Source organism: Companilactobacillus farciminis KCTC 3681 = DSM 20184, from assembly GCF_002706745.1.
Lineage (GTDB): Bacteria > Bacillota > Bacilli > Lactobacillales > Lactobacillaceae > Companilactobacillus > Companilactobacillus farciminis.
This window is the reverse complement of the sequence record NZ_CP017702.1, coordinates 13948-37164: the sequence shown is the minus strand read 5'-3', so window position 1 is coordinate 37164 and position 23217 is coordinate 13948. Positions and strand designations below refer to the sequence as shown.

Below are 23217 nucleotides of genomic sequence, written 5' to 3'. Positions count from 1 at the left end.
CTCCTAATTTTTCGTGATGCCATTGATGAAAATATTGATAACCGTTTTAAGATTAGCAATATTGCGCTTCCTTTTAGCATCGTTGTACTCAATGTAAGGGAGTAACATTGTTAAAAAAGTTCCAACTTGAACTGGGATAGCTAGGTCAGAACGTAGTTCTTCTTTGTGAGATTGAAAAACGTTGAATAAAACTTTGTAATATCCACCATCCCAATTTTGCATGATCTCTTTACGCTCTTCGGGAGTGAAGAAAGTTTCGATATCGTTTCTCATAATGAAATAATTTATTTTGAAATTACCAATCATAAATTGTGAAAGCTCTAAGAGCAACTCTTCAAAAGGTAAGTCTTGTTTCTTTTTATATTCTTCTAACAAATTATCGCTAAAACCGCTGACAACATGTTCAAGTGCTTTGATATAAAGAACTTTCTTGTTTTTGTAATAGTGATACATGTTGGGTTGCGTAATATTTAACTCTTGGGCAATCTTGCGTGTTGAGGTCGCTTGATAACCTTGTGAAAGAAACATCTCTGCAGCAACTTTTAAAATCGCATTCTTAGTGCTTTCGGCTTGTTGATCCCGTACGTTCATATTCCTGTCCGTCCCTTGTTCTATTCCTATACATTATATATTAATATAACTCGTTTATCACAAGATAAGAAAAAAGCAGGACGTTTATCGAATTGCTCCGATAATATCCTGCTGTTATTTTTTATCTTTAACGATATAGATAGGGCGCTTTTTAACTTCCAAGAAAATTTTACCGATATATTCACCTAAAATACCGATACTGAGAAGTTGAATTCCACCGATGAATAAAATAATTGAGACCATTGAGGCCCAGCCACCAACGCTACTTAGTGGATAAATTAATTTCCGAATAAATACTGCAATGATACCGATAACTGAAACGATTGAGAAGAAGGTTCCCATCCACGTGGCAAACATCAAAGGTCCTTCTGAGAAATCAACGATACCAGTGATAGCGTATTTGAATAATTTCCAGAAATTCCAGGAAGTTGAACCAGCTGAACGTTCACGATTCTTGTAAGGTAAGTACTTAGTCTTGAATCCGACCCAACTGAAGATACCTTTGGAGAAACGATTGTATTCAGTCATTGATTTGATAGCTTCAACCATTTGGCGAGTCATCAGGCGATAATCTCTAGCTCCAGGGATGATTTTTGTTTGGGACATTTTGTTGATGACCTTGTAAAAGCCATCAGAGAAGAAGGAGATGATTTTATTTTCGCCTTCACGGTCCATTCTGGCTGTTCCGACACAGTCGTATTCGCCATCTTCTAGCAAATCAAACATTTCGGGCAACATTTCTGGTGGGTCTTGAAGATCGACATCCATAACGGCGATATAATCACCAGTTACTTCGTTTAATCCAGCATATAAAGCTGATTCTTTACCGAAGTTACGTGAGAAGGAAATAAAGTGAACCTCATCACTGTGGGCTTTTTGTAAATCTTTTAAGATTGAGTAAGTTCGATCCTTTGATCCATCATCGATAAACCAATATTCCAGCTTGAATTTATTAGTTTGTTCCTTGAGCTTGGTCATGGCGTCATAATAAATATTAATGGTTTCTTGTTCGTTAAAACACGGAACGATAACAGATATAGTTTTCATAGTCTTTTTCACTTTCACAGTAATTATAAAAAAACACCCATCAATGAGCGTTTAAAAATAAATTATATTTTTAATGATTCGGGAAGAGACAACATACCATTGCTTGATGTATTAATAACACTAACACTAATATCGCGGTTTGTCTTATTCTCGATTTCGTGCAGATCATCGTCTGTTTGTACGAAGATATCCTTGATATCATTGTGTTTATCGAGTAAATCAATTACAGCATCGATGTTTTTGACAACATCTTGAAGTAGACGAATTGTATTATCGCTTGAAATGCTGTTGACACTCATAATTAATTGGTAAAGCAAATCAGAATTATTACCAACAAAAACAGCATTTTCAGTATTTGGAGTGATGTTCTTCAACCACCAAGTGATCAATTCAGATTTTTCGTTGAAGTCGTGTTCCAACAAGCCATTCTTATCGAACAATTGGAAACTTACGGCTTGATTCTTTTCAAAGATAACTGTCAAAACGATTGAACCATCAGTACGATAGAAGTTTTGTTCTGAAAGTTCTTTGTTCTTGTTGAAGTTTTGAGTAGATGATAATTGACCATCGCCGTTATAAATATTAGTTTTAACAACTTGATCGTTCTTGTAGTAATTAATACGGTCGATTAGTTTGTCAAAGTATTCAACAGTCATTAGAAGCGTTTGTTTTTGGTCATAAATGAAAGTATCTTGAGATTCAACGTCAGTTCTCGTTACCCAATCGGTATTTTCAGGAATTGCGACCTTTTTGTCAGTTGGGTTAGAACTAGTTTGAAGTTGATCAAAGATATTAACGACATTAGGAATTGGCAAGTGACTAGTTTTGGCTTTAGCATCGATAATGTCATGAATGTGATTGTTGTAGAAAGTAGAAACAACTGTAACTGGTTTTTGCAATTTAGTTTCTAGGTAATCAACCATTCCGAACAAATCGTTCTTAGCTGTATCGGATTCAAAATCGTCAGCAGCCACGTAGTATTCCTCATCTTTATCTAAGTAAACGTCGCGTACCAAATAAGCTGAATGGAAGACATCTTTGATATATTTAGTGATATAAGCAATATTGTCGTTGACTTCAGCAAGCTCACCATCAATCTTTTGATGTTCTTCAGCTAGACTTTGAAGGTGACGTTCCAAACCGCCGATAGTTTCAACACGGTAGTTGTGGTCACTCTTCATCTTGTCGTCGATTTCATTAGCTTTTTGTTTAAGGTCATTGATCTTAGAGTTGACTTGACTAATATTGCTATTTAAGTCATCTGCTTGACCATTTAATTGTGTAATAGTTTCTTGGACACTATTTATTTGACCCTTGAGGTCTTTTCTTTCATCATAGAGAGTATTGATAGAGTTCTTTTGTTTCTCCATCAAAACCATCATTTTTTGTAAGTCTTTTTCTTCTTTGATGGAATCAGACATGTCAGTTTCAGATTGTTCATTCTTAGCTAAATCGCTTTGAAGTGATTCTAACTTGGCAGTCTTAGTGTTGATTTCAGAGTTGAGATCATTTAATTCTGATTGAAGTTTTTGAAGATTTTCTTCTTGTTCTTTACGATCAGCATTCACGCTAGCGAGATGTTCTTTAGCAGCATCATCGTTTTGTGCTTTCGTATTAGCTAATTTTTCGTTTGATTCTTTTTCATCGCGCTTGAGAGTTTCTAGATATTTGTCTAAAGTAGCTTTTTTGGCTTCAAATTCATCTTTTTCAGTGAAAAGATTAGTTTTGAGATCATTTCTCAATTTAGCGTATTGATGTGAAAGGTCATTCATTTGTTCTTCGATATTGATGCGTTTATCGTGAACTGACACAGGAAGATTTTCCTCTTTCTTTTCGGGCTCAGCTACTGGTGTAGAGGCCTTTTGATCAGTACTTTGACTAGGATTTTCGTCCTTTTTAGGAGAATCGGGAGCAGGGTTTGGAGTTTGCTCTGGTTTCTCATCAATTTTGCGTAGCATGTCTAAAAATTTCACGAATGAATTCCCCCATAAAAAGACTTATAATAGTTACTAAAGAGTAGCATTTTTTTATATTAGTGTAAAGTTTGGTATAAAGCTATTTAAAGAGTAAACCTAGACCAAAAAAGGAGAGTTTTTGTATGAAGATTATGGCTATAAATGCAGGTAGTTCAACTTTGAAGTGGAAACTTTTTGAAATGCCTGAAAAAGTAACGATTGCTTCAGGTATGATCGACCGTCTGGGCAGTCCCAAAGCTATTTTTAAATTGAAGTACAACGGTAAAAAAGTTGAAGAAGAAAAAGCTATCGAATCTAATGATGTCGCCGTATTAGCAGTTCTTGATGCTCTAAAGGATATGGATATTATCCAAAGATACGAAGATATTGTAGCCTTTGGTCATCGTGTGGTTGCTGGAGGGGAAGACTTCAAGAAGTCAGCCATCGTGACCGATGAAAACTTGCAAAAAATTATGGACTTGTCAGAATACGCTCCATTGCACAACAAAGTGGAAGCTTATTACATCGACGTCTTCAAAAAATTGGTCCCTAGGGCAATTCAAGTAGCTGTCTTTGATACCTCATTCTTTGTCGATATTCCCAAAATGAATTATCTTTACAGTGTTGATATGGATGACTACAAGAAGTATCACGTACGTCGTTATGGAGCTCACGGAACTAGTCACCGTTATATCGCTCAACGTTTGGATAAAATCGTCGATGGCGGTATTCAAGACAAAAATGTTATCGTCCTTCATCTAGGTAGTGGTGCTTCTATTAGTGCTATCAAACATGGCAAAGCTTTCGATATTTCGATGGGCTTCACGCCATTAGCAGGTATCATGATGAGCTCTAGAAGTGGTGACATTGACTTCTCAATCTTGCCATACTTGATGAGAAAACTCGGTTTGACTGACATTAACGACATGATTGATATCTTGAATCACAAGTCAGGCTTGTTAGGTATCTCTGGTATTTCACCTGATATGCGTGATATTGAAGCCAACGAAGATACTAACCAACGTGCTAAATTAGCCTTGGAAATGTATCGTAATCGAATTTTGAAGTTCATCGGTTCATATATCGCTGAAATGGGTGGAGTGGACGTCATAGCTTTCACTGCCGGAGTTGGTGAGAATTCTAGTGAAGTTCGTGAAGATATTATGAGTGGCCTTGAATTCATGGGCTTGAAGATCGACGACGAGAATAATCACGTCAGAGGTAAAGAAATCAAGATTACAACTGATGATTCAACGATTGCTGCCTATACGATCCCAACGAACGAAGAGTTAATGATTGCGCAAGATACTTATGATTTTGCTAGATTATTGGATGGATTTAGAGCTTAAAAATAACACCTAAAATAAATGTAACCGTCTGTGTCAAAGTTATCAGCAAGAGGTTTTTGATGATCAATGGGAAAGTTTTCTTTTTGATTGGATTATTGCTGAAGGCTTTGGCATTTTTATATACCAACGGAGCAATTAGGAAGGTCAACAACATTAGTTTTGGCAACAAGCCTAGTAAAACAGAACAGAATAATGCTAAGTAACCTAGGATATAGAGCCATTTTAGGATGAAAATCGAATTGTTTTTGCCAAGATAATAAACTAGAGTTTTTCTACCTAGTCCGACATCTTCTTTTTGGTCAGCGATGTTATTAGCTAATAAGAGATTAGAAATCGCAAAGACGGTCAGAAGCGATGATAGTAAGGCATCGCCATAGAACTTAAAGTTCAGTTCTACGAGTGGATTGTTGACGACGTTAATGTAGATAGCAATCAAATAAATTACGTAACCCATCGTAAAACCAGAGAAAAACTCTCCTAAAGGTCCACGGTTAATAGGAAAAGGTCCGCCAGCGTAACAGAAGCCGACGGCAAATGAAAATAGGCCTAAATAAAGTAAGGGCAATCCAGTTCGATAGACGATGAAGAGACCGATGATAGCCGCTATAACGGTAAAAGAAAAATCGAGCCAGCCGACTAGATGGATGTTTAGATTGTTGACACCGATGACATTAGTCTTCTGGCGGAAGTCGTCACCAGTGGCATTTTTGTAATCCCAGTAATTGTCGTTGATGTCGACTGCCATATTGAATAAAAACATTGCGATAAAAAATAAGACCAAATCAAGAGCGTTAATTGAGTGCCAGTGATAATATGAATACAACGTCCCCATCAAGAATGGAAAGACGCTAGCCGTTTTGGCTTTGATTTCAACTAGTTCGAAAAAAACAGATGGTTTCAATAAAATCAGTCCTTTGGATTTGATAGGTTCTATTATAGAATTATTTTAGATTACAACAAAGTAATACAGGGGTATGAGAAATTATATGGCGAACTCAATTTGGAAAAGTTACCCTAAATTAGGGAAAAAATTGGATCTAACGACTGATTTCATTCACCAAGAAGTTAAGATTCAAAATCTAGATATTAGTAAAATGATTGTCGATTTAACTTCAGGCGGGAAGATGTTGCGTCCGGCATTTTTCTTGCTGTTCAGTGATTTTGGAACTACTAAAAAAACGACGCAAGAATTGATTCCTTTGGCAGCTTCGATCGAGATTTTGCACGTGGCGACTTTGATTCACGATGATGTAATCGATGATTCGCCATTACGTCGTAGTCGTCCTACGGTTCATACGAAGTACGGCCGTAGAAACGCGATATATGCTGGGGATTATTTATTTACGCTTTACTTTGAATTGATTTCAAGAAACTTGCAGCATAACACGGATATTTTGTTGAATGCCCTGAGTATGAAGAAAATTCTAGTCGGAGAATTAGATCAAATGTTGATTAATTTCAATGTCGACGCTACTACCGATATGTACTTTAAAGAAATTTCCGGAAAAACTGCCGAATTATTCAGTCTCAGTGCCAAGATGGGTGCAATCGTTGGTGACAGTAGTCAAGAAGTTATTGAACGCTGCCAAAATATTGGTCATGATATTGGAATGGCTTTTCAGATTATTGATGATATTTTGGACTTCAGTTCGACTTCTCAAACTGGTAAGCCAGTCCATGAAGATTTGAAAAATGGCGTCTATTCGTTGCCTTATATCTTAGGTTTAGAAGCTAAGAATCAAAAGCTAGTCGCTGTCTTGTCGAAGGATCATTTGAGTGATGAAGATGATAATGTGGCTACACAAATAGTTTTAGACGATGGTTATTTGGATCAAGCTAAAAGAATTGCTCGTGAATTTACTGATCGAGCCGTTCTAGAGATTGAAAAATTACCTAAGAATCATAATCAAGTTATTTTAAAAAATGTTGTTAAAAAATTAAGCAATCGAATCAAATAAAAAGGATATGCCACTCGGCATATCCTTTTTATTATGTCGTTATAACGCTTATAATCCTTGGTCCATTTGATAGAGCTCTTTGAAATGTTTATTTGATTGATAAAGGTCTTTAGGAGCACCCTGCATTTCAATCTCTTCACTATTCATAAAGACTACCTTGTCAACGTGATTAACTCCTTGCAAGTGATGAGTTACCCAAATGATAGTTTTGTCCTTTAAAACGGAGAAGAAGGTTTCTAATAAGTCATTTTCTGTAATGGGGTCAAGTCCAACCGTTGGTTCATCAAGCAAGACGATAGGAGCATCTTGTAATAGGATTCTGGCTAAAGCGATTCTTTCTTGTTCGCCACCGGAAAATCTTGAGCCGTTTTCACCGACTAGTGTGTTGTATTTATCGGGCAATGATTCGACCAAATCTTTTAAACCAACGCGTTCTAAGGCTTGTTTGACTTCGACATCAGATTTGCCTTCATTTCCTAATCTAACGTTATTCATCAACGTAGTGTTGAAGAGAAACGGCTTCTGATTCAAGACAGAGAATAGTTTTTGACGATGCTCTTGAACTTGAGCAATATCGTAATCGTTAATCTTAATTTGACCAGCGGTTGGCGTCAGATCTCCTAGGATCAATTGCAATACTGTTGTTTTACCGATTCCACTTGGACCTAAAAGTGCTAATTTTTCTCCTTTATGAATCGTTTGCGAAAAGTTTTTAATCAAGATTGGTGAGTCGGTATCATATTCGAAAGATACGTTGTTTAATGTCAAACTCTTAAAGTCGTTAGGAGCTAAATCAATCTGAGCAGGCAAATTACTCTTGACTGGTTTAATGGTATTTAGACGTTGAATGGAGTCCTTATAGAGGGGCCATTCTTCAAACCCTTGACTGACAGGGATAATGGCATCTGAGAGTGGAAAGATAGCCAAGACGACCGCAGAAACGAAGTTGGCTTGTTCTTGGCCGTTAGTCATCGTTAAGTTAGTAAAAATCAAGAAACAGATTGCTAAAGCAGCGAAAATCAACTGTAAACCAAAGTCACGATTGCGACGAAAAGCCTTTGATTTTAACTGTGATTGGTCAAGATTATGAATATTTTCTGAGGTTAGGTTTCTAAAATCATCTTTACGACCAGAAATGATCCAATCATCGACGCCTAAAATATTGTCAGTTAGTTGAACATAAAGGTCACTTTTGACCTCTTTTTGATAAGCCCGGCGAGCACTTTCAATCGAGACTGAAAATAGCGGTACTAGGAATACTTCAATAAAAAGCAACAGGAAGACGAAGAATCCAAAAGCAGGATTGAAGATTCCTAAGGCAAGCGAGCCGATGATGGTCAATAAGTAACCGATAACAGCTGGAAAAATAGTTCTTAAATAAAGGTTTTGTAAATGGGAAATATCTTCTGACAACAAACCCATGATGTCGCCAGTTTTATGATGTTCATTGAAAAATGAAGCGTCACTTTCCAAGGTTTTATAAAGTCGAGTTCTTAAATCAGATGTAACTCTTAAAACCCAGTTGTGACTCTTTAATCGTTCCACGTATTTGAAAACAGGACGACCAATACCAAAGGCTCTCGTTAAAAGGATAGGTACGTAAATCAAAAGAATATTGACTGGATGTGTAGCAGCTTTATCAATTGTATAGCCAGAAGTAAACATCAAAGCACCGGCACAAAATGACGTCAATAAGCCCAATGTTAAAGCAGTGATCAACAGACCTTTATATTGTTTGATATAAGGTTTGACCCAAGTATCATGCTTGAATGTTTTAAAGAAATTCATAGTTGATCACCTCGCATATTCTTGATTAATTTTGTGAAGGCACCGTTATGGCTGTGGAGCTGTTCTGGCGTACCTTGTTCAACAATAGTACCGTTATCCATAACGATGACATAATCCATTTCTTTGATCCAGTGCAATCTATGCGTTGCAAAAATTACCAAATGATTTTGGAATAATTTTTCCATCGGCTTCTTCAAAGCGTACTCGGTTTCGATATCTAGGTGAGCTGTTGGTTCATCAAAGATTAAGACGTGACGATCATCAGCTAAGAAAGCACGAGCTAACATGATACGTTGTTGCTGACCACCAGAAATTCCACGTCCGCCTTCACCGATTTTAGTTTGATAGCCGTCAGTTAAGGTATCGATGAATTCTTGCAAACCAGCTTGGTCGGCCGCATGTTTAATTTCATCTAATGAAGCTTTAGGACGATAAAAGGCAATGTTTTCGGCAATTGAACCGGCGAATAAATAAGGTGATTGGGGTAAGAACGTAAGCTTCTTTTGCCAATTTTCTTGCTTAAAATTAGGAACCTTTTGGTGGTTGATTTGAATGTCAGCTTGATTAGGAACTAGGAAGCCACCAATGGTTCTGATCAGAGTCGTTTTACCAGAACCGGATTTACCGATGACACCGATTTTTTGGTAACCATTTAATCTTAATTTATCGATATCGAGACTGACCGCATCGTTACCAACACCTTGGTAAGTGAATTGTAGGTTATTGATTGTAACGGTAGAGTCTTTATCCCAAGTGAAATCTTTTAATTGATCAGATTCTTTGGTGTCTGGACGTTCCAAAATTTCAAAAATAGAATTCAAGGCGTTTTTACCGTTTAGAGTAGCGTGATAATCGTTAGAGAAATCTCGCAAAGGTAAGAAATATTCTGGAGCCAAAATCAAAGTGACTAAAGCAGGGAAGAGTGGAAAACTGTTGTTAATGAGCCCTAAACCTAGGAAGACGGCCAAAATAGCGATTCCTAAGGTAGTTAACCAATCGAGAGCAAAAGTCGATAAGATGGCAATTCTGAGCGTATTCATCGTTCTTCTACGGTACTCATCACTGACCGTATAGATATTTTTAGCATAGCGTTTACTTAGCCCCAACATTTTTAACGTTGGTAAACCTCGCAAGGCATCTAAGAAGTGATTGGAAAGAATCGTATATTGCTTGTATTGAGCATCTGCTTTGGCTTGAGCAGCAAGACCTAAGATGATCATAAATAAAATAACTAGTGGCACGATGATGGTCAAAGTTATTCCGGAAGCAATATTTTGCATATAAATATAAATCAACAAAACTGGTGGAATGATCGACATGTTCATCAATTTAGTAAAAATCAATTTGAAGTAATTTTCGACCAAGTCGATACCATCTAGAGAAGAAGTAACTAAGTTACCGGTTCCTTCCTCAGAAATCATCTCCGGACCAGCATTGTAAACTTTGTCGAGCAAACGTCCTCTGATATCTTCGGACGTCTTGCTGGCAAATTTTTCGACGATTTTAGTATTAATTAAATTGAATAAATGTCGCAAGACGAAAGACGCCGCAAATAAGACCATCGGATCGATGATGGTTTGCAGTGGTTTTTGTTCCCACGAATTTACGAGTGCTTCTGCTAAATACTTACCTTGGAATAAAACAACAAATGCTTGCAAGAGAGTTAATCCTGCAAGCATTAGAAGAAGTTTTTTTGTTCCAGGTAAGCGAAATAATCGCTTATCTATCATTAGTATTTCACCGTATTCTCTCTTGGATTTATTCTCTTTGTGAATAGAGAGTATGACCAAATGAAGTAGATAGCTACAATTGGTACCAAGATACATGCGACAATCGTCATAATCGTCAAAGTATATGGTGAATTGGCAGCGTCTTTGATCAAGATACTATGTGCTGGGTTAGTAGCAATCATGACACGTGGGAATAGGCCGTTGAACAATAAAACGATGACCATACTTAGTGCTAAACCACTACCAGCAAAGCTCCATCCCTCTCTGTTCTTTAGGACTCCATAGTAACCTAATAAGGAGAACAAAACAATTAACAGAGTAATGATGAGAGATGAGAAGAATCTCTTAGTAAAGAAGTCAGTTTGCAAGAAAACTAAAACTGCAAAGACCACTTCACCGAGGAACAAAATTGGATAAAGAATTTGATTTAATTTGCGAGCACGATCACGCAATGGTCCTTCAATTCTTAGACGAATGAAGTTCAAGCCGTGAACTAGTGAAAGCAATACTCCGGCAACTCCTCCGACGATTGATAATAAGTTAACGACATCAAAGAAAGTTGGGAAAGCATTACCTGAAGCATCCATTGGGATACCTTGAACCATGCTCAAAAGAATCATACAGAGGAAGAATGGTGGGATGATACTACCGGCAAAAAATGCCCACATCCAAAGATTCTTACCTGTTTTAGTTTCAGCGTGCTTGTGGAATTCAAAGGAAACCCCACGAAGAATCAAACCAACCAAAACTAACAAGAACAAAATGTAATAACCGGAGAACAACGATGCGTACCACATTGGTAAGGAAGCAAACATTGCACCACCAGCTGTAACAAGCCAAGTTTCGTTACCGTCCCAGTGGGGTCCGATAGTCGACATGATTGCAGTTCTTTCTACGTCATCTTTAGCAAGGAATCTTGTTGCCATTCCAACGCCAAAGTCGAAACCTTCAAGAAATAGGAAGATGGCAAATAGAAGTCCAATTAAAATAAACCACAGTGTACTGAGTGTCATTGTCCGAAGGCCTCCTTTGCAAATGGATCGACGTTTTGTTTGGAGTCAGCTTCTTCAAAGTATGGACCGTGATGAAGTGTTTGTCTGCAGTACCAAACCATAACGCCACCCAATAGAGTAAAGAGCAAGAAGTAAACGATGTTACTGAATAATAGACTAGCAACGGTTGAAGTAGGTGATACAGCTTGAGCAATCGTGAATAGTCCGTAAACGATCCAAGGATAACGACCAAATTCAGTAATGAACCAACCGGCAGAATTACCGATAAATGGAAGCCAAATACTGATGCCTAAAACAACTAGCATCCACTTGTGACTTTCAATCGTATCCTTCTTCTTTCTGGAGAAGATCAAACCGACTAGAGCAATCAACATAACTAAAGCATCAATTCCGGTCATCACTCTGAAACTCCAGAATAAAGTCTTAGGTGGAACGTAGTAATTCATATCTTTTCCGAATTTCTTGTCGTACTTAGCATGAAGTTCTTTGTCGATCGTATTCATACCCTTTACAGAACCACTTAATTTGTGGTAGGCCAAAATACTCAAGACACCAGGAACTTCAATTTTGCCACTAGCCTTGTGGTCCTTAGCATCGATCAATTCGACGACAGTCCAAGGAGCAGGGTCTTTGGTATCTTCATAAATACCTTCGGTTGCAGCAAATTTCATTGGTTGATCTTTGATAATTTGTTGAGTCTGCAAATCTCCGGCACCAGCTGAAGCAATAGCGAAAATCAAACTTGCCCAAAGTCCAAAACGTAGTGATGTCTTGAAGAAGTGATTTTCGTCTTTCTTTTTACGTAATAGTCCCCAAGCACTCATACCAGCAATAACAACTCCAGCTGTCATAAAGGCAGCAAGGATAACGTGTGGGAAGACTTTCCATAATTGAGGATTGGCAACGACAGCACCAAAGTCAGTCAATTGGATTCTTCCGGTCGTATTGTTGATCTTGAAACCTGTGGGATGTTGCATGAAACTATTGGCAGCTAAAATCCAAATAGCGGAAAGCATTGTACCAATTGAAGTCATCCAAATCATAAAGGCATGAACACCAGGTTTGAAACGATCCCAAGTGAACATCCAAATACCGATAAAGACGGATTCGATGAAGAATGCTAATAAAGCTTCAATAGCAAGTGGAGCACCGAACACATCACCCATGAAACGTGAGTATTCAGACCAATTCATACCGAATTGGAATTCTTGAATAATACCTGTAACAATACCGACAGCAAAACTCAAAAGGAAAATTTTTCCCCAGAATTTAGCCATATCTAGGTAAACTTTGTCTTTTTTAACGGCATAAATAGTTTCCATGATAGCGACTAGAAATCCCATTCCGATTGAAAACGGAACAAAGAAGAAATGGAAGACGGTCGTCATTGCAAATTGGAAACGTGCCAAAGAGACAATACTTAAACCAACACCAAGCATGGTCAATAACCTCCTTAAAAACATAAATTTAAACCCAATATATGAATTTATCATATGATTAATTACTTGTTTAATCAATAAATTCGACTTCAAAAAAGCGGTCTCAGCCTTGATATAACTGAATTGCATAAAATTTCACAAAATAAAAAATATCATGAATAACAATTAATTAATCGACAATACATAAAATGATAATTCTATATTATCTATACTTAAAATATACCGCTTTCAAAATTGTCTGCTTGTCAGATTTGATAAAGAAAATTTACAAAAGGTAAGTGGTATCTTTAATTTAGGAACAATTTATTTATAACGCCGTTATAAGCATGAAAATTAACGATTAGAAATGGATTGGATGGTTAATTTATTCCGAATCTAATATAAATGAACTAAGCAATGTGAAAGTGAGCGATAAAAATGGAATTGAATCAGATTTTGAGAAAGAAACGCCAAGAATATCATTTGACTCAAGAACAGTTGGCAGAGAAATTGTATGTTTCGTCAAAAACCGTCTCGAACTGGGAAACTGGTAAGACTTTCCCCGATATTAATAGTCTGATCCGTTTATCGAAGCTCTATCACATTTCTTTAGATAATTTACTAGTGGAGGGATCTGATATTGTGAGAGATATTGATAGAAAAACACGTTTAATGACTTTGAAAAGGTACATGTGGCTGCCTAGTATTTTGAATTTGATTTTGATATTAATCGTTTCGCAACAGAAATTTTTAGGAAGACTATCAACAGTTAGTACAGTTTTGATTTTAGTAAGTATTGCCTTGAATTCAGGCATATTGATTTATTTTAATCAAGAAGTTAAACAAGAAGAACAGACGACTGAGGTTTCAATTCGACCTAATAAACAAGTCCAAGGATTTTTACTATTTGCTGTCTTGTTTGTTGGTTCGATGATAGTGGCATATTTGCTGAAAAAATAAAAGGACAAACGCATTCGCGTTTGTCCTTTTTAGACTAGTGTCTACTGCTACGACTTCTAGTACCAAGATTATTGTTTTGTTGCGGTGCGCCTAAACGAGGATTGCCATTGTTTGGATTGAATTGTTGATTGTTCTGATTACCAAAGTTTGGCTGGTTCATATTTTGATTCTGGTTATTAGGTGCGTAGTTTTGGTTTTGACCGTAGTTTTGATTATTGTAATTTGAATTTGGATTGTATGATTGATTGTTGAATTGTCCTTGATTGCCGTTGCCAAATTGATTATTTGGTTGTTGGTAATTGCCACGAGGGTTAGGGCGATTCATATTATTATTCATGTTCCCGTTCATATTGTTATTCATAGGCTGATTGTATGGCTGATTATTGTAGCCATTATTAGCTTGGTTGTTGAATTGATTAGAACGGTTATTGTTGTAATTCCCATTGTTAGGGAACTGTTGTTGATTCATGTTGTTTGGAACTTGATTAGGATTGAACTGTTGATTTGGTTGTTGATTGTATCCTTGATTGTTGTTACCAAATTGGTTTTGGTTGTTATTTTGATAAGGATTATATCCGTAATTTGCTTGATTAAAATTGTTAGGTTGATTAAATTGCCCATTTGGTTGATTTTGATTATAAAACTGACCAAAGTTTTGGTTTTGGTTGTCGAACTGATTTTGATTATTATCCGGTTCGTCTTCAGGTTCTTCGTCAGAAACTGGATGAATTATCATATCAACGATGACGACAATCAAGTCAATTGCACCAATGATGATACCAACCCAAGCCCAAATCTTTAAGAAGCCAGCTCCAGGCATATTGGCGTTAAACAAGCCCATTAAACCACCGAGGATCAGGATGACAAATCCAACAATATCAGGAACGATACTGTACGTTCGGTTAGTTAAAATGTAGATTGCGGCTGAAATGATATAAGTGATTGCCATTAGAATTCCGGCAGCACCACCGATAGCTCCAGTACCGACTAGAGCAGCAATGAAACCTTCAAATCCAGCTTTGATCATTAATACAATTGATAGTATAAGCAATAAAATCCCGGCAGAAATTTTTGTTATTCTTACCATAGTTAACCTCCAATTTTACTTACCAATACTATTGTATATCATCCTTTACAAAATGGTTAATAGGTCCATATTTATGTCCTACAGCGATTTCATGTTTAATAGCATTATAAGTAAATGTTTTTGCAGTCTTAATGGCATCTTCCATACTTTGACCCTTTGCTAATTCAGCCACAATACATGATGACAAGGTATCACCAGTACCATTGATATGTTCTGTTTTGACAAATGGTTCAGAGATCCAGAATGATTGGCCATCTTCTAGTAGAACATAATCTTCAACTTCATCGATTGAGTCGTCACTATGTTCACCCTTTATCATAATATTTTTTGGACCTAATTTGCGTAATTTATGTGCAGCCTTAATAATTTCTTCTTTATTTTCTAATTCTAGGCCAGATAATTTCTTAGCTTCATAGAAGTTTGGCGTAATTAAATCAGCTAATGGGAATAATTCATCGATCAAGGTTTGGTAAGCTTCTGTTTCCAAAAGCATTGCCCCATGTTTAGTGATGATAACTGGATCTAAGATGAAGTATCCAAAAGGTTTATCCTTGATAGCTTCAGTAACTGTGTGAATAATTTCTGAATCAGACAACATACCAGTTTTAAAAGCTGAAACTTTGAAATCATCTTTGATATCTTTGATTTGATTTTCAATAAAACTGACTGGCATATTTACACTGTCGTGAATTCCATATGAATTCCCAGCAACAGCGGCAGTAAATACGGACATTCCATAAACACCACGAGCCATAAATGTTTTGAGATCTGCTTGAGCGCCGGCACTTCCGTCAGAGTCAGAACCTGCGATAGTTAAAACTTGTGTAAATTCATTCAATATAGTCACCCACCTAATTATTGTTAATCCCTATCTTAACAGGAAAGGTGAAAAAAGTGGTCGATTTTTATCATAATTTACTTGACCTTCACGTAACGTCAACCGATAAAATTCAATTTGTTAGGAGAGATATTTATGAAATATACAATTAAAAAGTTAGCTGAAATGACTGGTATCACAACGCGTACGTTGAGATATTACGATGATATAAATTTGTTGAAACCGAGTGAAGTTAATGAAAATAATTACCGAATTTATGATGAAAAAAATGTAAATAAATTGCAGCAAATTCTTTTTTATCGGTCGCTGAATTTTCCGTTGCAGGAGATCAAGAAAATTATGGATGATCCGAATTTTTCGAGGATAGATGCATTGAAACAGCAACAACAGTTGTTATTACAAGAACAAGAAAAGATAAATACTCTGCTAACAAATATTGATTTGACTATCAAAGATTATCAAGGAGAAATCGAAATGACGGATACAGAAAGATTTACGGCGTTTAAAGAGACTAGAATTTCAGAAAATGAGGTTAAATACGGTGCGGAAATTCGCCAAAAATATGGTTCAAAAACGATTGAACAATCCAATCAAAAGTTTTCTAAATTGAGTGAGGTAGAGTTTCAACAAATGCAAGCTGTAGAAAAGGCTTTGATTGACGATTTAGTAGCCTTGAAACAGCACCCGGACTTGGATTCACAGTTAGCTCAAAAAATTTATCAAGAACATAAGCAATGGCTTGAATACACTTGGCCCAGTTATACCAAAAAAGCGCATCGAGGATTGGTCGATATGTATATTAGTGATGCTAGGTTTGGCGATTATTATGATAAAAAGACAAATATGCCAGTTGTTCAATTGTTGCATGATGTGATTTACGAATATACTAAGTGAAATTATCGTTATAACGATACAAAAAACGATGCAAACCTATGCTAAGATTGCACCGCTTTTTTCTTTCAAATCTTTGTAGAAGTTAGCCATAGTTAATTTGTAATATGGATAAATCCAAATGAAACCAATACCTAGAGTTATAAGACCGAGTACCCACCAACCAAGAAAACTAAGTTGAAGGACAAAATAACGCCATTTATTACCAACCATTAATTGGCGGCTTTTAGTAATGTAATCAGTTAAACGATAATCTTTGGAAAGACCATGGTCGTTAAGATCTTTGTAGATGAAATAAGTTTGTGAATAGGCTAAAGCTTTAATTACTCCAGGAACGATTAATAAGATTGTCCAAAACAATAAGAAAACATATGAAATAACGTCGAGCATGATTAATTCTGACCAAGCAGGACTTCTGAAGTAAGTGAAATTACTTTTGAGAGGTGAGAATTCTAAATTAGGGTCTTCCAACCAATCCAATCCTCTAAAAGTAGCTGATAAAGTGATTAAGATAAAAATCAGACCTAGAATGGCGCTGACTAAACCATAACTAGTAGATGCTTTAAGAATTTGATCAAGAGTGACCGTTAAATTATTGTACTTTACACTAAAATTATCTTTGATAACTTTGTATACGTTGGTAAACCAAAACTCTAGAGTAGGAATTAAAAATAGAATAATGGCTTTTGACCAATTTCCTTTAAGAAGAGTCTTAACCTCAGTTTTTAATTGATTTCTAGTACGATATGCTTTCATTATTCCCCCTATGTAGATGTAGTGAAAAGAGCTTGTGAACTTTTTCCTTATATATCAACAATACACGCCCTTGTAGGGGAAGACAATGATGGTATCTAGTCTATCAAAAAGCAGTGAGACGTTATAACGATACAAAAAAAACGATGCAACCTATGCTAAGATTGCACCGTTATTTTCTTTCAAGTCTTTGTAAAAGTTAGCCATAGTTAATTTGTAGTATGGGTAAATCCAGATGAAACCAACGCCTAATGTTAAGAAACCAAGTAGCCACCAACCGATAAAACTAAGTTGAAGGACGAAATAACGCCATTTATTGCCGACCATCAATTGGCGACTCTTTGTGATATAGTCAGTCAATTTATAATTATTAGCAAGACCACGGTCGTTTAGATCTTTATAGATGAAGTAAGTTTGTGAATAGGCCATGTACTTAATAATTCCAGGAATGACTAAAAGAATAGTCCAAAGTGTCAAGAAGATGTAGGAAATGATGTAAATTAGCATTAGTTTCCACCAATCAGGACTTCTGAAATAAGTAAAGTTACTTTTGATTGGAGCAAAGTCTAGCTCTGGATCTTCTAACCAATCCAGTCCCCTAAAAGTAGCGGATAAAGTAATTACTAGAAAAATCAAACTAACTATTAAACTGATAATTCCAGAATTGGCAGTCATTCTAACCAGTTGGTCAAAATTCACCGTTGCAGTATCGTAATTAATTTTGATTTTTTCATTGAAATTGCTGTACTCATTAGTAAACCAAAAGACTAGGGATGGAATCAAAAATAGTAAAACTCCCTTAGACCAGTTTCCTTTGAGTAGTGATTTGACTTCAGATTTTAACTGAAATCTTGTTCGATATGTCTTCATAAAGAACCCCCCTCTATTTGAAGATACTTGAATTACTCTTTATTATAAATAAAGACCGTAATTACGTCTATTTTGCTGTAAGATATAATGAATAAAAGAAGTTCTTTATAAAGGAGTCGATCGCATGATTGGATTTATTGGTGCTGGAAGTATTGGTGGAGCCGTTATAACGGGCTTGATCAAAAATGGTTTTGATGAAGATAAGATTGTCGTAAAGGGTGGACGTTCTAATCGAACGAAACTTTTGTGCGACCAACTTGGTTTCCAAATGGTTAAGAAGGTAAAACAATTAGCTGACGCCGATGTGATTTTCATTGCCGTTGGTGCAACTGCTTTGGATAATGTTTTGAGTGAATTGAAAGAAATCGTTGCTGGCAAATTAGTCGTTGCTTTTACTGGTAGTGCTTCAGTGACTCATTTAAAGCAAGTTTTAGGTAGTGATGCCAAAGTTGCCCATGCCATTCCTAACACACCAGTTAAAGTTGGTGCTGGTTTTACAGGAATTACTTATTCGAGTGATTTTACCGATGACGATAAGAAAAAAGTTGCTTCAATTATGGGTTACACGGGACAACTTGTCGAAGTACCCGAAGATCAATTAGGAATTCTAGGAACAGTGGCCGGTTGCTCACCAGCTTTCTTGGATGTCTTTATTGAAGCTTTAAGCGATGCAGGTGTAAAACATGGTTTGAATCGTCAACTTTCTTATGAAGCTGCTATCGGTATGGCTATCGGAGCTGCCAAGTTAGCCAAGCAATCAGAATTGAACGTTTCTGCTTTGAAAGACGAAGTAACTTCTCCAGGTGGTTCAACTATTCGCGGAGTGGCTGCCTTAGAAGAGTATGGCTTTAGAAATGCCGTTATCAAGGCTGTTGACGCTGCTGAAAATGAATAAATTTTAGGAATAAAATCGGACTTTGTGTTTGGTTTTATTTTTTTTGTTCTTTCCTCAATAATCGAGTAAAATTAAGAAAAATATACTTATTTGGGGAGAGTATTTTGCAAAGAAGAAAGGCTTATAAGACGGCAATTTTGGGCATATTGATTGCTATCATCTTAGTTCAGTCGATGGTTCCGATGTTGGGCTATATTCCAACCGGTTTCGTCAATATTACGATTATTCATATCACTGTTATCGTAGCAGCGATTGTGTTAGGACCAAAGGATGGCGCAATTGTCGGTTTAGTGTGGGGCATTGGAACGATAATTCGAGCATTCACTAGTCCAACGTCAATCATTGATACAACGGTGTTTACTAATCCAGTCGTAGCGGTTCTACCTAGAATCGCCGTGGGGTTGTTAGCTGGATGGATTTATTTATGGTTCAGAAACCATACTCAGAAAAAAGTTTTGGGGATGGCAATAGCTTCGGCAGTTGGATCATTAACTAACACAGTATTAGTATTGGGACTAATGCGTGTTATGTATGCCAGTACTATGGCACAAGCTTATGCGACACAAACTGATTTGTTGAATAAAATGCTGTTAGTTATCGTGGGAACAAATGGGGTTCCAGAGATGATCGTGGCGATTATTTTAGCACCAGCTATTTCGACAGCAATTTTGAAGACGAACAAGTTCTTAGACAATTAAGTTAATTTGTTGTAAAAAGTTAAAAATGCCAGCATGTTTTCTGAAAATTAGGTATGCTAGTAGCAGGAGTGTGAATTATGCAAAAAACATTAATCATTAATGCCGGTAGTTCATCATTAAAGTGGAAGTTATTTGAAATGCCATCCGAAGTGATATTAGCTAGTGGCTTAGTAGAACGAATTAGTATGCCAGGTTCAATTTTTACAATTAAATACGGTGACCATCAGAAGTTTGAAAAGACGGTCGATAATTTGAGTCAAGAAGCAGCTGCTAAGATGGTTTTTGACGAAATGCAAAATTTGAAAATTATTGCTGATCTTTCAGAAATTACAGCGGTAGCTCATCGTGTTGTAGCAGGCGGACAAGTCTTCAAGTCTGCTGTAAAAGTGACGCCTGAAGTATTGAAGAAGATTAAAGAACTCAGTAATTTCGCACCATTGCACAATCCTATGGAAGCTAAGGGAATTGAAACAATGGCTAAGACTTTGCCGGATGTTGTGCAATATGCAGTTTTTGATAGTAAATTCTTCACTGATTTGCCAGAAAAGAATGCTATCTACAGCTTGCCATATGAATTGACACAAAAATACCAAATCCGTCGTTATGGCGAACATGGTATTTCACATACGTATTTAACTAAACGTGCAGCTGAATTGCTGAACAAACCTAAGAATGAGCTTGATTTAGTAACCATGCATCTAGGTAGTGGAGCATCACTTGCTGCTGTTAAAAATGGAAAAGCTTTCGATACATCAATGGGCTTCACGCCACTAACAGGCGTTACAATGGGAACTCGTGCCGGAGACTTGGATCCAGCTTTAGTACCTTATTTGATGCAAGAATTAAAAATTGATGATCCAAACAAAATTATGATGATGTTGAATCAAGAATCTGGTTTATTGGGAATTTCTGGAATCTCACCAGATATGCGTGAAATCAGAGCTAAACAACAAACTGATCCACGAGCTAAATTAGCTGTAGATATTTTCGTTAATCGCATCGTTAAATATGCTGGAAGCTTCTTAACTGAATTAAATGGAGCTGATGCTTTAGTCTTTGCTGGTGGAATTGGTGAACATAACGATGAATTACGCCAAGAAATCATTGATGAATTGGCTATTTTCAATGTGAAATTGGATCAAGATTTGAATAAAGCTGGTCACGAAGGTTTGATCAGTAGTCCTGATTCAGCGATTAAAGTTTTATTGATTCCAACTGATGAAGAGTTAGAAATGGTTCGTCAAGTCGCAGAATTGTAATAAAAAAACACAACTCATCGTTGTGTTTTTTTTATTTGCTAGTTTCAGCTAAACGTTTCTTGTGGGCTGCAATAATCTTGTCAGCAATCGCACGGGCAACGTTCTCGTTCTTCAAAATAGGACCATGAGAATAGCTGCCTATAACGCTCTTGTAACGCATACCTTCTTGTTTGTCGTCAGGATTATTGCCATAGCCTTCAACCATTTGACCGAAAGGCTTTAACTTGCTCTTATCGTCAAAATAAGTTCGACCGCTATGGTTCTCGAAAGCTCTAACAGTACCCCATTCAGTCTTATATTCAGTATCGCCGATCATACGACTATCAGCTTTAAAGACAGTGTGGAAAGGTAGAATATCAAGGCAAGGGATAGTTTCGCCGCTGCTAGTTTCGTAATATTTACCTAGGAATTGATAGCCACCACAGATGCAAAGCATGGGATTGTCGTCATCAATGTATTCTTTGATAGTTTCGCGATGTCTCTTTAGGTCAGTTGAAACGACGGATTGTTCAAAATCTTGGCCACCACCGAAGAAAAGAAAATCGTAGTCAAAGGCATTAAATTTCATACCGAGGCTGATATTATCAACTTGAGTGTCGTAGCCTTTTTCTTTAAGAAGAAAGCTGAGAATCTTAACGTCACCGCTGTCTCCATAGGTGTTCATTAAATCTTCGTATAAATAAGCAATTTTAATAGGTTCAGACATAATTTATCTCCAAATAGTATGAATATTGTAATATTAATAAATGAGGTGATTGAATTGACAAAAGAAATCAATAAAAAGATTTTAGCAGATTTTACTGAGAACTTAAATCAAGATGCAACTAATAATGTGCTTAAAAACGCTGTAGCGCAAGTAGGGATTTATCAAGCTAGTGAAAATCCTAATGCTAAGACGTTATTAAATCCATCTTTTAACGTTACGGTTGATACAGGCAAGGTATCTAATCAAAAGCATTCTGGACGTTGTTGGCTATTCGCAGCTTTGAATACTTTACGAACAGAATTTGCTCAAAAGAATAATCTGAAAGATTTTGAATTATCACAAAACTATCTTTCATTTTATGATCGTCTAGAAAAGGCTAACTATTTCTATCAAAATATTTTGGAAACGGCTGATTTGCCTGTTGATGATCGAAAAGTTAACACGTTATTCAGTTCTCCTAGTGGCGATGGTGGTTACTGGGTTTATGCTGCTAATTTGATTCAAAAATACGGAGTGGTTCCTAATTATGTAATGCCAGAAACTCAAGCTTCCGACAATACAACTGAATTTAATGCCGTTTTGAATAAGATGTTGCGTAAGAATGGTATCGAATTGCGTCAAATGGTTCAGGATAAGACAGACCAAAGTAAAATTGATCAACGTGTTGAAGAAATGCTTTCTGAAGTTTATAAAGTCTGCGTTTACTCATTTGGGATGCCACCAAAGGAATTTGAATTGTCGCTTCATACCGATAATGATAAATTGATTGAAGAAACAAGCATCACACCAAAAGATTTCCTAAAACGTTACTTTACGATGAATCTAGATGACTATGTTATCGTTGAAAACTCACCACAAAAGAGTAAGAAATATCATCAAACTTATACGATTGCTGAATCTGGCAACGTTGTGGGGGGTCGAATCGATAAATTTTTGAATTTGCCAATTGAACGCCTAGAAGAGTTAACGGTTGAACAATTAAAAGGCAATGATCCAGTTTGGTTTGGAAATGATGTTTTGGAAGAATCTGATCGTAAAAAAGGTTACTTATTAGGTAATTTGTATCAATACGATAAATTGTTCAATATTGACTCTGAGATTGAAAAGGGACTTCGTTTAGATTATAAGCAAGCTCAAGTCTCACATGCGATGACTATTACTGGGGTCAACTTAGTTAATGGACAAGCTAATCGCTACAAAGTCGAAAATTCTTGGGGCAGCGACAACGGTGAAAATGGCTACTACATGATGGACAAGAAGTGGTTTGAAGATTACGTCTACGAAGTAATTATCAATAAAAAATATTTAACTGCTGCTGAATTATCTGAATACAATCAAGATCCTATTGAATTGCCAGCTTGGGATTCTTTAGCCTAAAATAAAAGACCGATTAACTTTTTATAAGCTAATT

Annotated in this window: 21 protein-coding genes; 8 read left to right on the top strand and 13 right to left on the bottom strand. The window is 36.5% G+C overall.

The window, feature by feature from the left end; translation table 11 throughout:
• Positions 1 to 3: 3 nt before the first annotated feature.
• The 3 genes from LF20184_RS00185 to LF20184_RS00175 form a co-directional block, all read right to left on the bottom strand.
• Complete coding sequence (locus LF20184_RS00185; protein ID WP_010017957.1) at positions 4 to 591, bottom strand: TetR/AcrR family transcriptional regulator; 588 nt, start codon at positions 589 to 591, stop codon at positions 4 to 6.
• A 114-nt stretch (positions 592 to 705) separates the two neighbouring features.
• Positions 706 to 1638 carry a glycosyltransferase family 2 protein gene (locus LF20184_RS00180; RefSeq protein ID WP_010017958.1) on the bottom strand — a complete coding sequence of 311 codons (933 nt, stop codon included), beginning with the start codon at positions 1636 to 1638 and terminating at the stop codon, positions 706 to 708.
• Positions 1639 to 1700: 62 nt separating this feature from the next.
• Positions 1701 to 3611 carry a coiled-coil domain-containing protein gene (locus LF20184_RS00175; protein ID WP_010017959.1) on the bottom strand — a complete coding sequence of 637 codons (1911 nt, stop codon included), beginning with the start codon at positions 3609 to 3611 and terminating at the stop codon, positions 1701 to 1703.
• 125 nt (positions 3612 to 3736) lie between these two features.
• Here LF20184_RS00175 and LF20184_RS00170 point away from each other — a divergent pair, with 125 nt between their 5' ends.
• Positions 3737 to 4942: an acetate/propionate family kinase gene (locus LF20184_RS00170; RefSeq protein ID WP_010017960.1), complete on the top strand. Its 1206-nt coding sequence runs from the start codon at positions 3737 to 3739 to the stop codon at positions 4940 to 4942.
• Here the strand turns inward: LF20184_RS00170 and LF20184_RS00165 are convergent.
• The gene (locus LF20184_RS00165; RefSeq protein WP_010017963.1) at positions 4932 to 5843 is read right to left on the bottom strand and encodes a 1,4-dihydroxy-2-naphthoate polyprenyltransferase; all 912 of its coding nucleotides are present in this window, start codon (positions 5841 to 5843) and stop codon (positions 4932 to 4934) included. The genes LF20184_RS00170 and LF20184_RS00165 overlap by 11 nt on opposite strands.
• 85 nt (positions 5844 to 5928) lie before the next feature.
• Here LF20184_RS00165 and LF20184_RS00160 point away from each other — a divergent pair, with 85 nt between their 5' ends.
• Positions 5929 to 6900: a polyprenyl synthetase family protein gene (locus LF20184_RS00160; RefSeq protein WP_010017964.1), complete on the top strand. Its 972-nt coding sequence runs from the start codon at positions 5929 to 5931 to the stop codon at positions 6898 to 6900.
• Positions 6901 to 6948: 48 nt separating this feature from the next.
• Here the strand turns inward: LF20184_RS00160 and cydC are convergent, their stop codons facing one another.
• The 4 genes from cydC to LF20184_RS00140 are packed head-to-tail and all read right to left on the bottom strand — an operon-like array spanning position 6949 to position 12870.
• Positions 6949 to 8688 (bottom strand): thiol reductant ABC exporter subunit CydC, encoded by a 1740-nt coding sequence (gene cydC / locus LF20184_RS00155; protein ID WP_010017965.1) that lies wholly within the window; start codon positions 8686 to 8688, stop codon positions 6949 to 6951.
• Positions 8685 to 10418 (bottom strand): thiol reductant ABC exporter subunit CydD, encoded by a 1734-nt coding sequence (gene cydD / locus LF20184_RS00150; protein ID WP_010017966.1) that lies wholly within the window; start codon positions 10416 to 10418, stop codon positions 8685 to 8687. Before cydD ends, cydC begins: the two co-directional genes overlap by 4 nt.
• Positions 10418 to 11431, bottom strand: coding sequence for a cytochrome d ubiquinol oxidase subunit II (gene cydB / locus LF20184_RS00145; protein ID WP_056945187.1), 1014 nt, complete (start codon positions 11429 to 11431; stop codon positions 10418 to 10420). The genes cydD and cydB overlap by 1 nt, the downstream gene beginning before the upstream one ends.
• Positions 11428 to 12870 carry a cytochrome ubiquinol oxidase subunit I gene (locus tag LF20184_RS00140; RefSeq protein WP_010017971.1) on the bottom strand — a complete coding sequence of 481 codons (1443 nt, stop codon included), beginning with the start codon at positions 12868 to 12870 and terminating at the stop codon, positions 11428 to 11430. Before LF20184_RS00140 ends, cydB begins: the two co-directional genes overlap by 4 nt.
• 417 nt (positions 12871 to 13287) lie before the next feature.
• Here LF20184_RS00140 and LF20184_RS00135 point away from each other — a divergent pair, with 417 nt between their 5' ends.
• Positions 13288 to 13809: a helix-turn-helix transcriptional regulator gene (locus LF20184_RS00135; protein WP_010017972.1), complete on the top strand. Its 522-nt coding sequence runs from the start codon at positions 13288 to 13290 to the stop codon at positions 13807 to 13809.
• A 34-nt stretch (positions 13810 to 13843) separates the two neighbouring features.
• Here LF20184_RS00135 and LF20184_RS00130 read toward each other — a convergent pair whose 3' ends face one another.
• Together LF20184_RS00130 and thiD are read right to left on the bottom strand one after the other, a co-directional pair.
• On the bottom strand, positions 13844 to 14896 hold the full coding sequence (locus tag LF20184_RS00130) for a hypothetical protein (protein WP_010017973.1): 1053 nt from the start codon (positions 14894 to 14896) through the stop codon (positions 13844 to 13846).
• A gap of 28 nt (positions 14897 to 14924) precedes the next feature.
• Positions 14925 to 15737, bottom strand: a complete 813-nt coding sequence (gene thiD, locus LF20184_RS00125) for a bifunctional hydroxymethylpyrimidine kinase/phosphomethylpyrimidine kinase (RefSeq protein ID WP_029606414.1) — start codon at positions 15735 to 15737, stop codon at positions 14925 to 14927.
• A 132-nt stretch (positions 15738 to 15869) separates the two neighbouring features.
• Between thiD and LF20184_RS00120 the strand changes: the two genes are divergently transcribed.
• Positions 15870 to 16628, top strand: a complete 759-nt coding sequence (locus tag LF20184_RS00120; RefSeq protein ID WP_010017975.1) for a MerR family transcriptional regulator — start codon at positions 15870 to 15872, stop codon at positions 16626 to 16628.
• Positions 16629 to 16664: 36 nt separating this feature from the next.
• On the opposite strand, the gene LF20184_RS00115 is transcribed toward LF20184_RS00120, so the two are convergent.
• Both LF20184_RS00115 and LF20184_RS00110 read right to left on the bottom strand, forming a co-directional pair.
• On the bottom strand, positions 16665 to 17381 hold the full coding sequence (locus LF20184_RS00115) for a DUF975 family protein (protein WP_010017976.1): 717 nt from the start codon (positions 17379 to 17381) through the stop codon (positions 16665 to 16667).
• 150 nt (positions 17382 to 17531) lie between these two features.
• Positions 17532 to 18248, bottom strand: coding sequence for a DUF975 family protein (locus LF20184_RS00110; protein ID WP_010017977.1), 717 nt, complete (start codon positions 18246 to 18248; stop codon positions 17532 to 17534).
• A gap of 124 nt (positions 18249 to 18372) precedes the next feature.
• Here LF20184_RS00110 and proC point away from each other — a divergent pair, with 124 nt between their 5' ends.
• From proC to LF20184_RS00095, 3 genes are all read left to right on the top strand, one after another.
• Positions 18373 to 19143: a pyrroline-5-carboxylate reductase gene (proC, locus tag LF20184_RS00105; RefSeq protein ID WP_010017978.1), complete on the top strand. Its 771-nt coding sequence runs from the start codon at positions 18373 to 18375 to the stop codon at positions 19141 to 19143.
• Between the two features lie 101 nt (positions 19144 to 19244).
• Positions 19245 to 19841 (top strand): ECF transporter S component, encoded by a 597-nt coding sequence (locus LF20184_RS00100; RefSeq protein WP_035181772.1) that lies wholly within the window; start codon positions 19245 to 19247, stop codon positions 19839 to 19841.
• A 77-nt stretch (positions 19842 to 19918) separates the two neighbouring features.
• Positions 19919 to 21100: an acetate/propionate family kinase gene (locus tag LF20184_RS00095; protein WP_010017980.1), complete on the top strand. Its 1182-nt coding sequence runs from the start codon at positions 19919 to 19921 to the stop codon at positions 21098 to 21100.
• A 31-nt stretch (positions 21101 to 21131) separates the two neighbouring features.
• Here LF20184_RS00095 and LF20184_RS00090 read toward each other — a convergent pair whose 3' ends face one another.
• The gene (locus LF20184_RS00090; RefSeq protein WP_010017981.1) at positions 21132 to 21806 is read right to left on the bottom strand and encodes a type 1 glutamine amidotransferase; all 675 of its coding nucleotides are present in this window, start codon (positions 21804 to 21806) and stop codon (positions 21132 to 21134) included.
• Between the two features lie 18 nt (positions 21807 to 21824).
• On the opposite strand from LF20184_RS00090, the gene LF20184_RS00085 reads away from it, so the two are divergent.
• Positions 21825 to 23183 (top strand): C1 family peptidase, encoded by a 1359-nt coding sequence (locus LF20184_RS00085; RefSeq protein ID WP_236906321.1) that lies wholly within the window; start codon positions 21825 to 21827, stop codon positions 23181 to 23183.
• Positions 23184 to 23217: the final 34 nt, after the last annotated feature.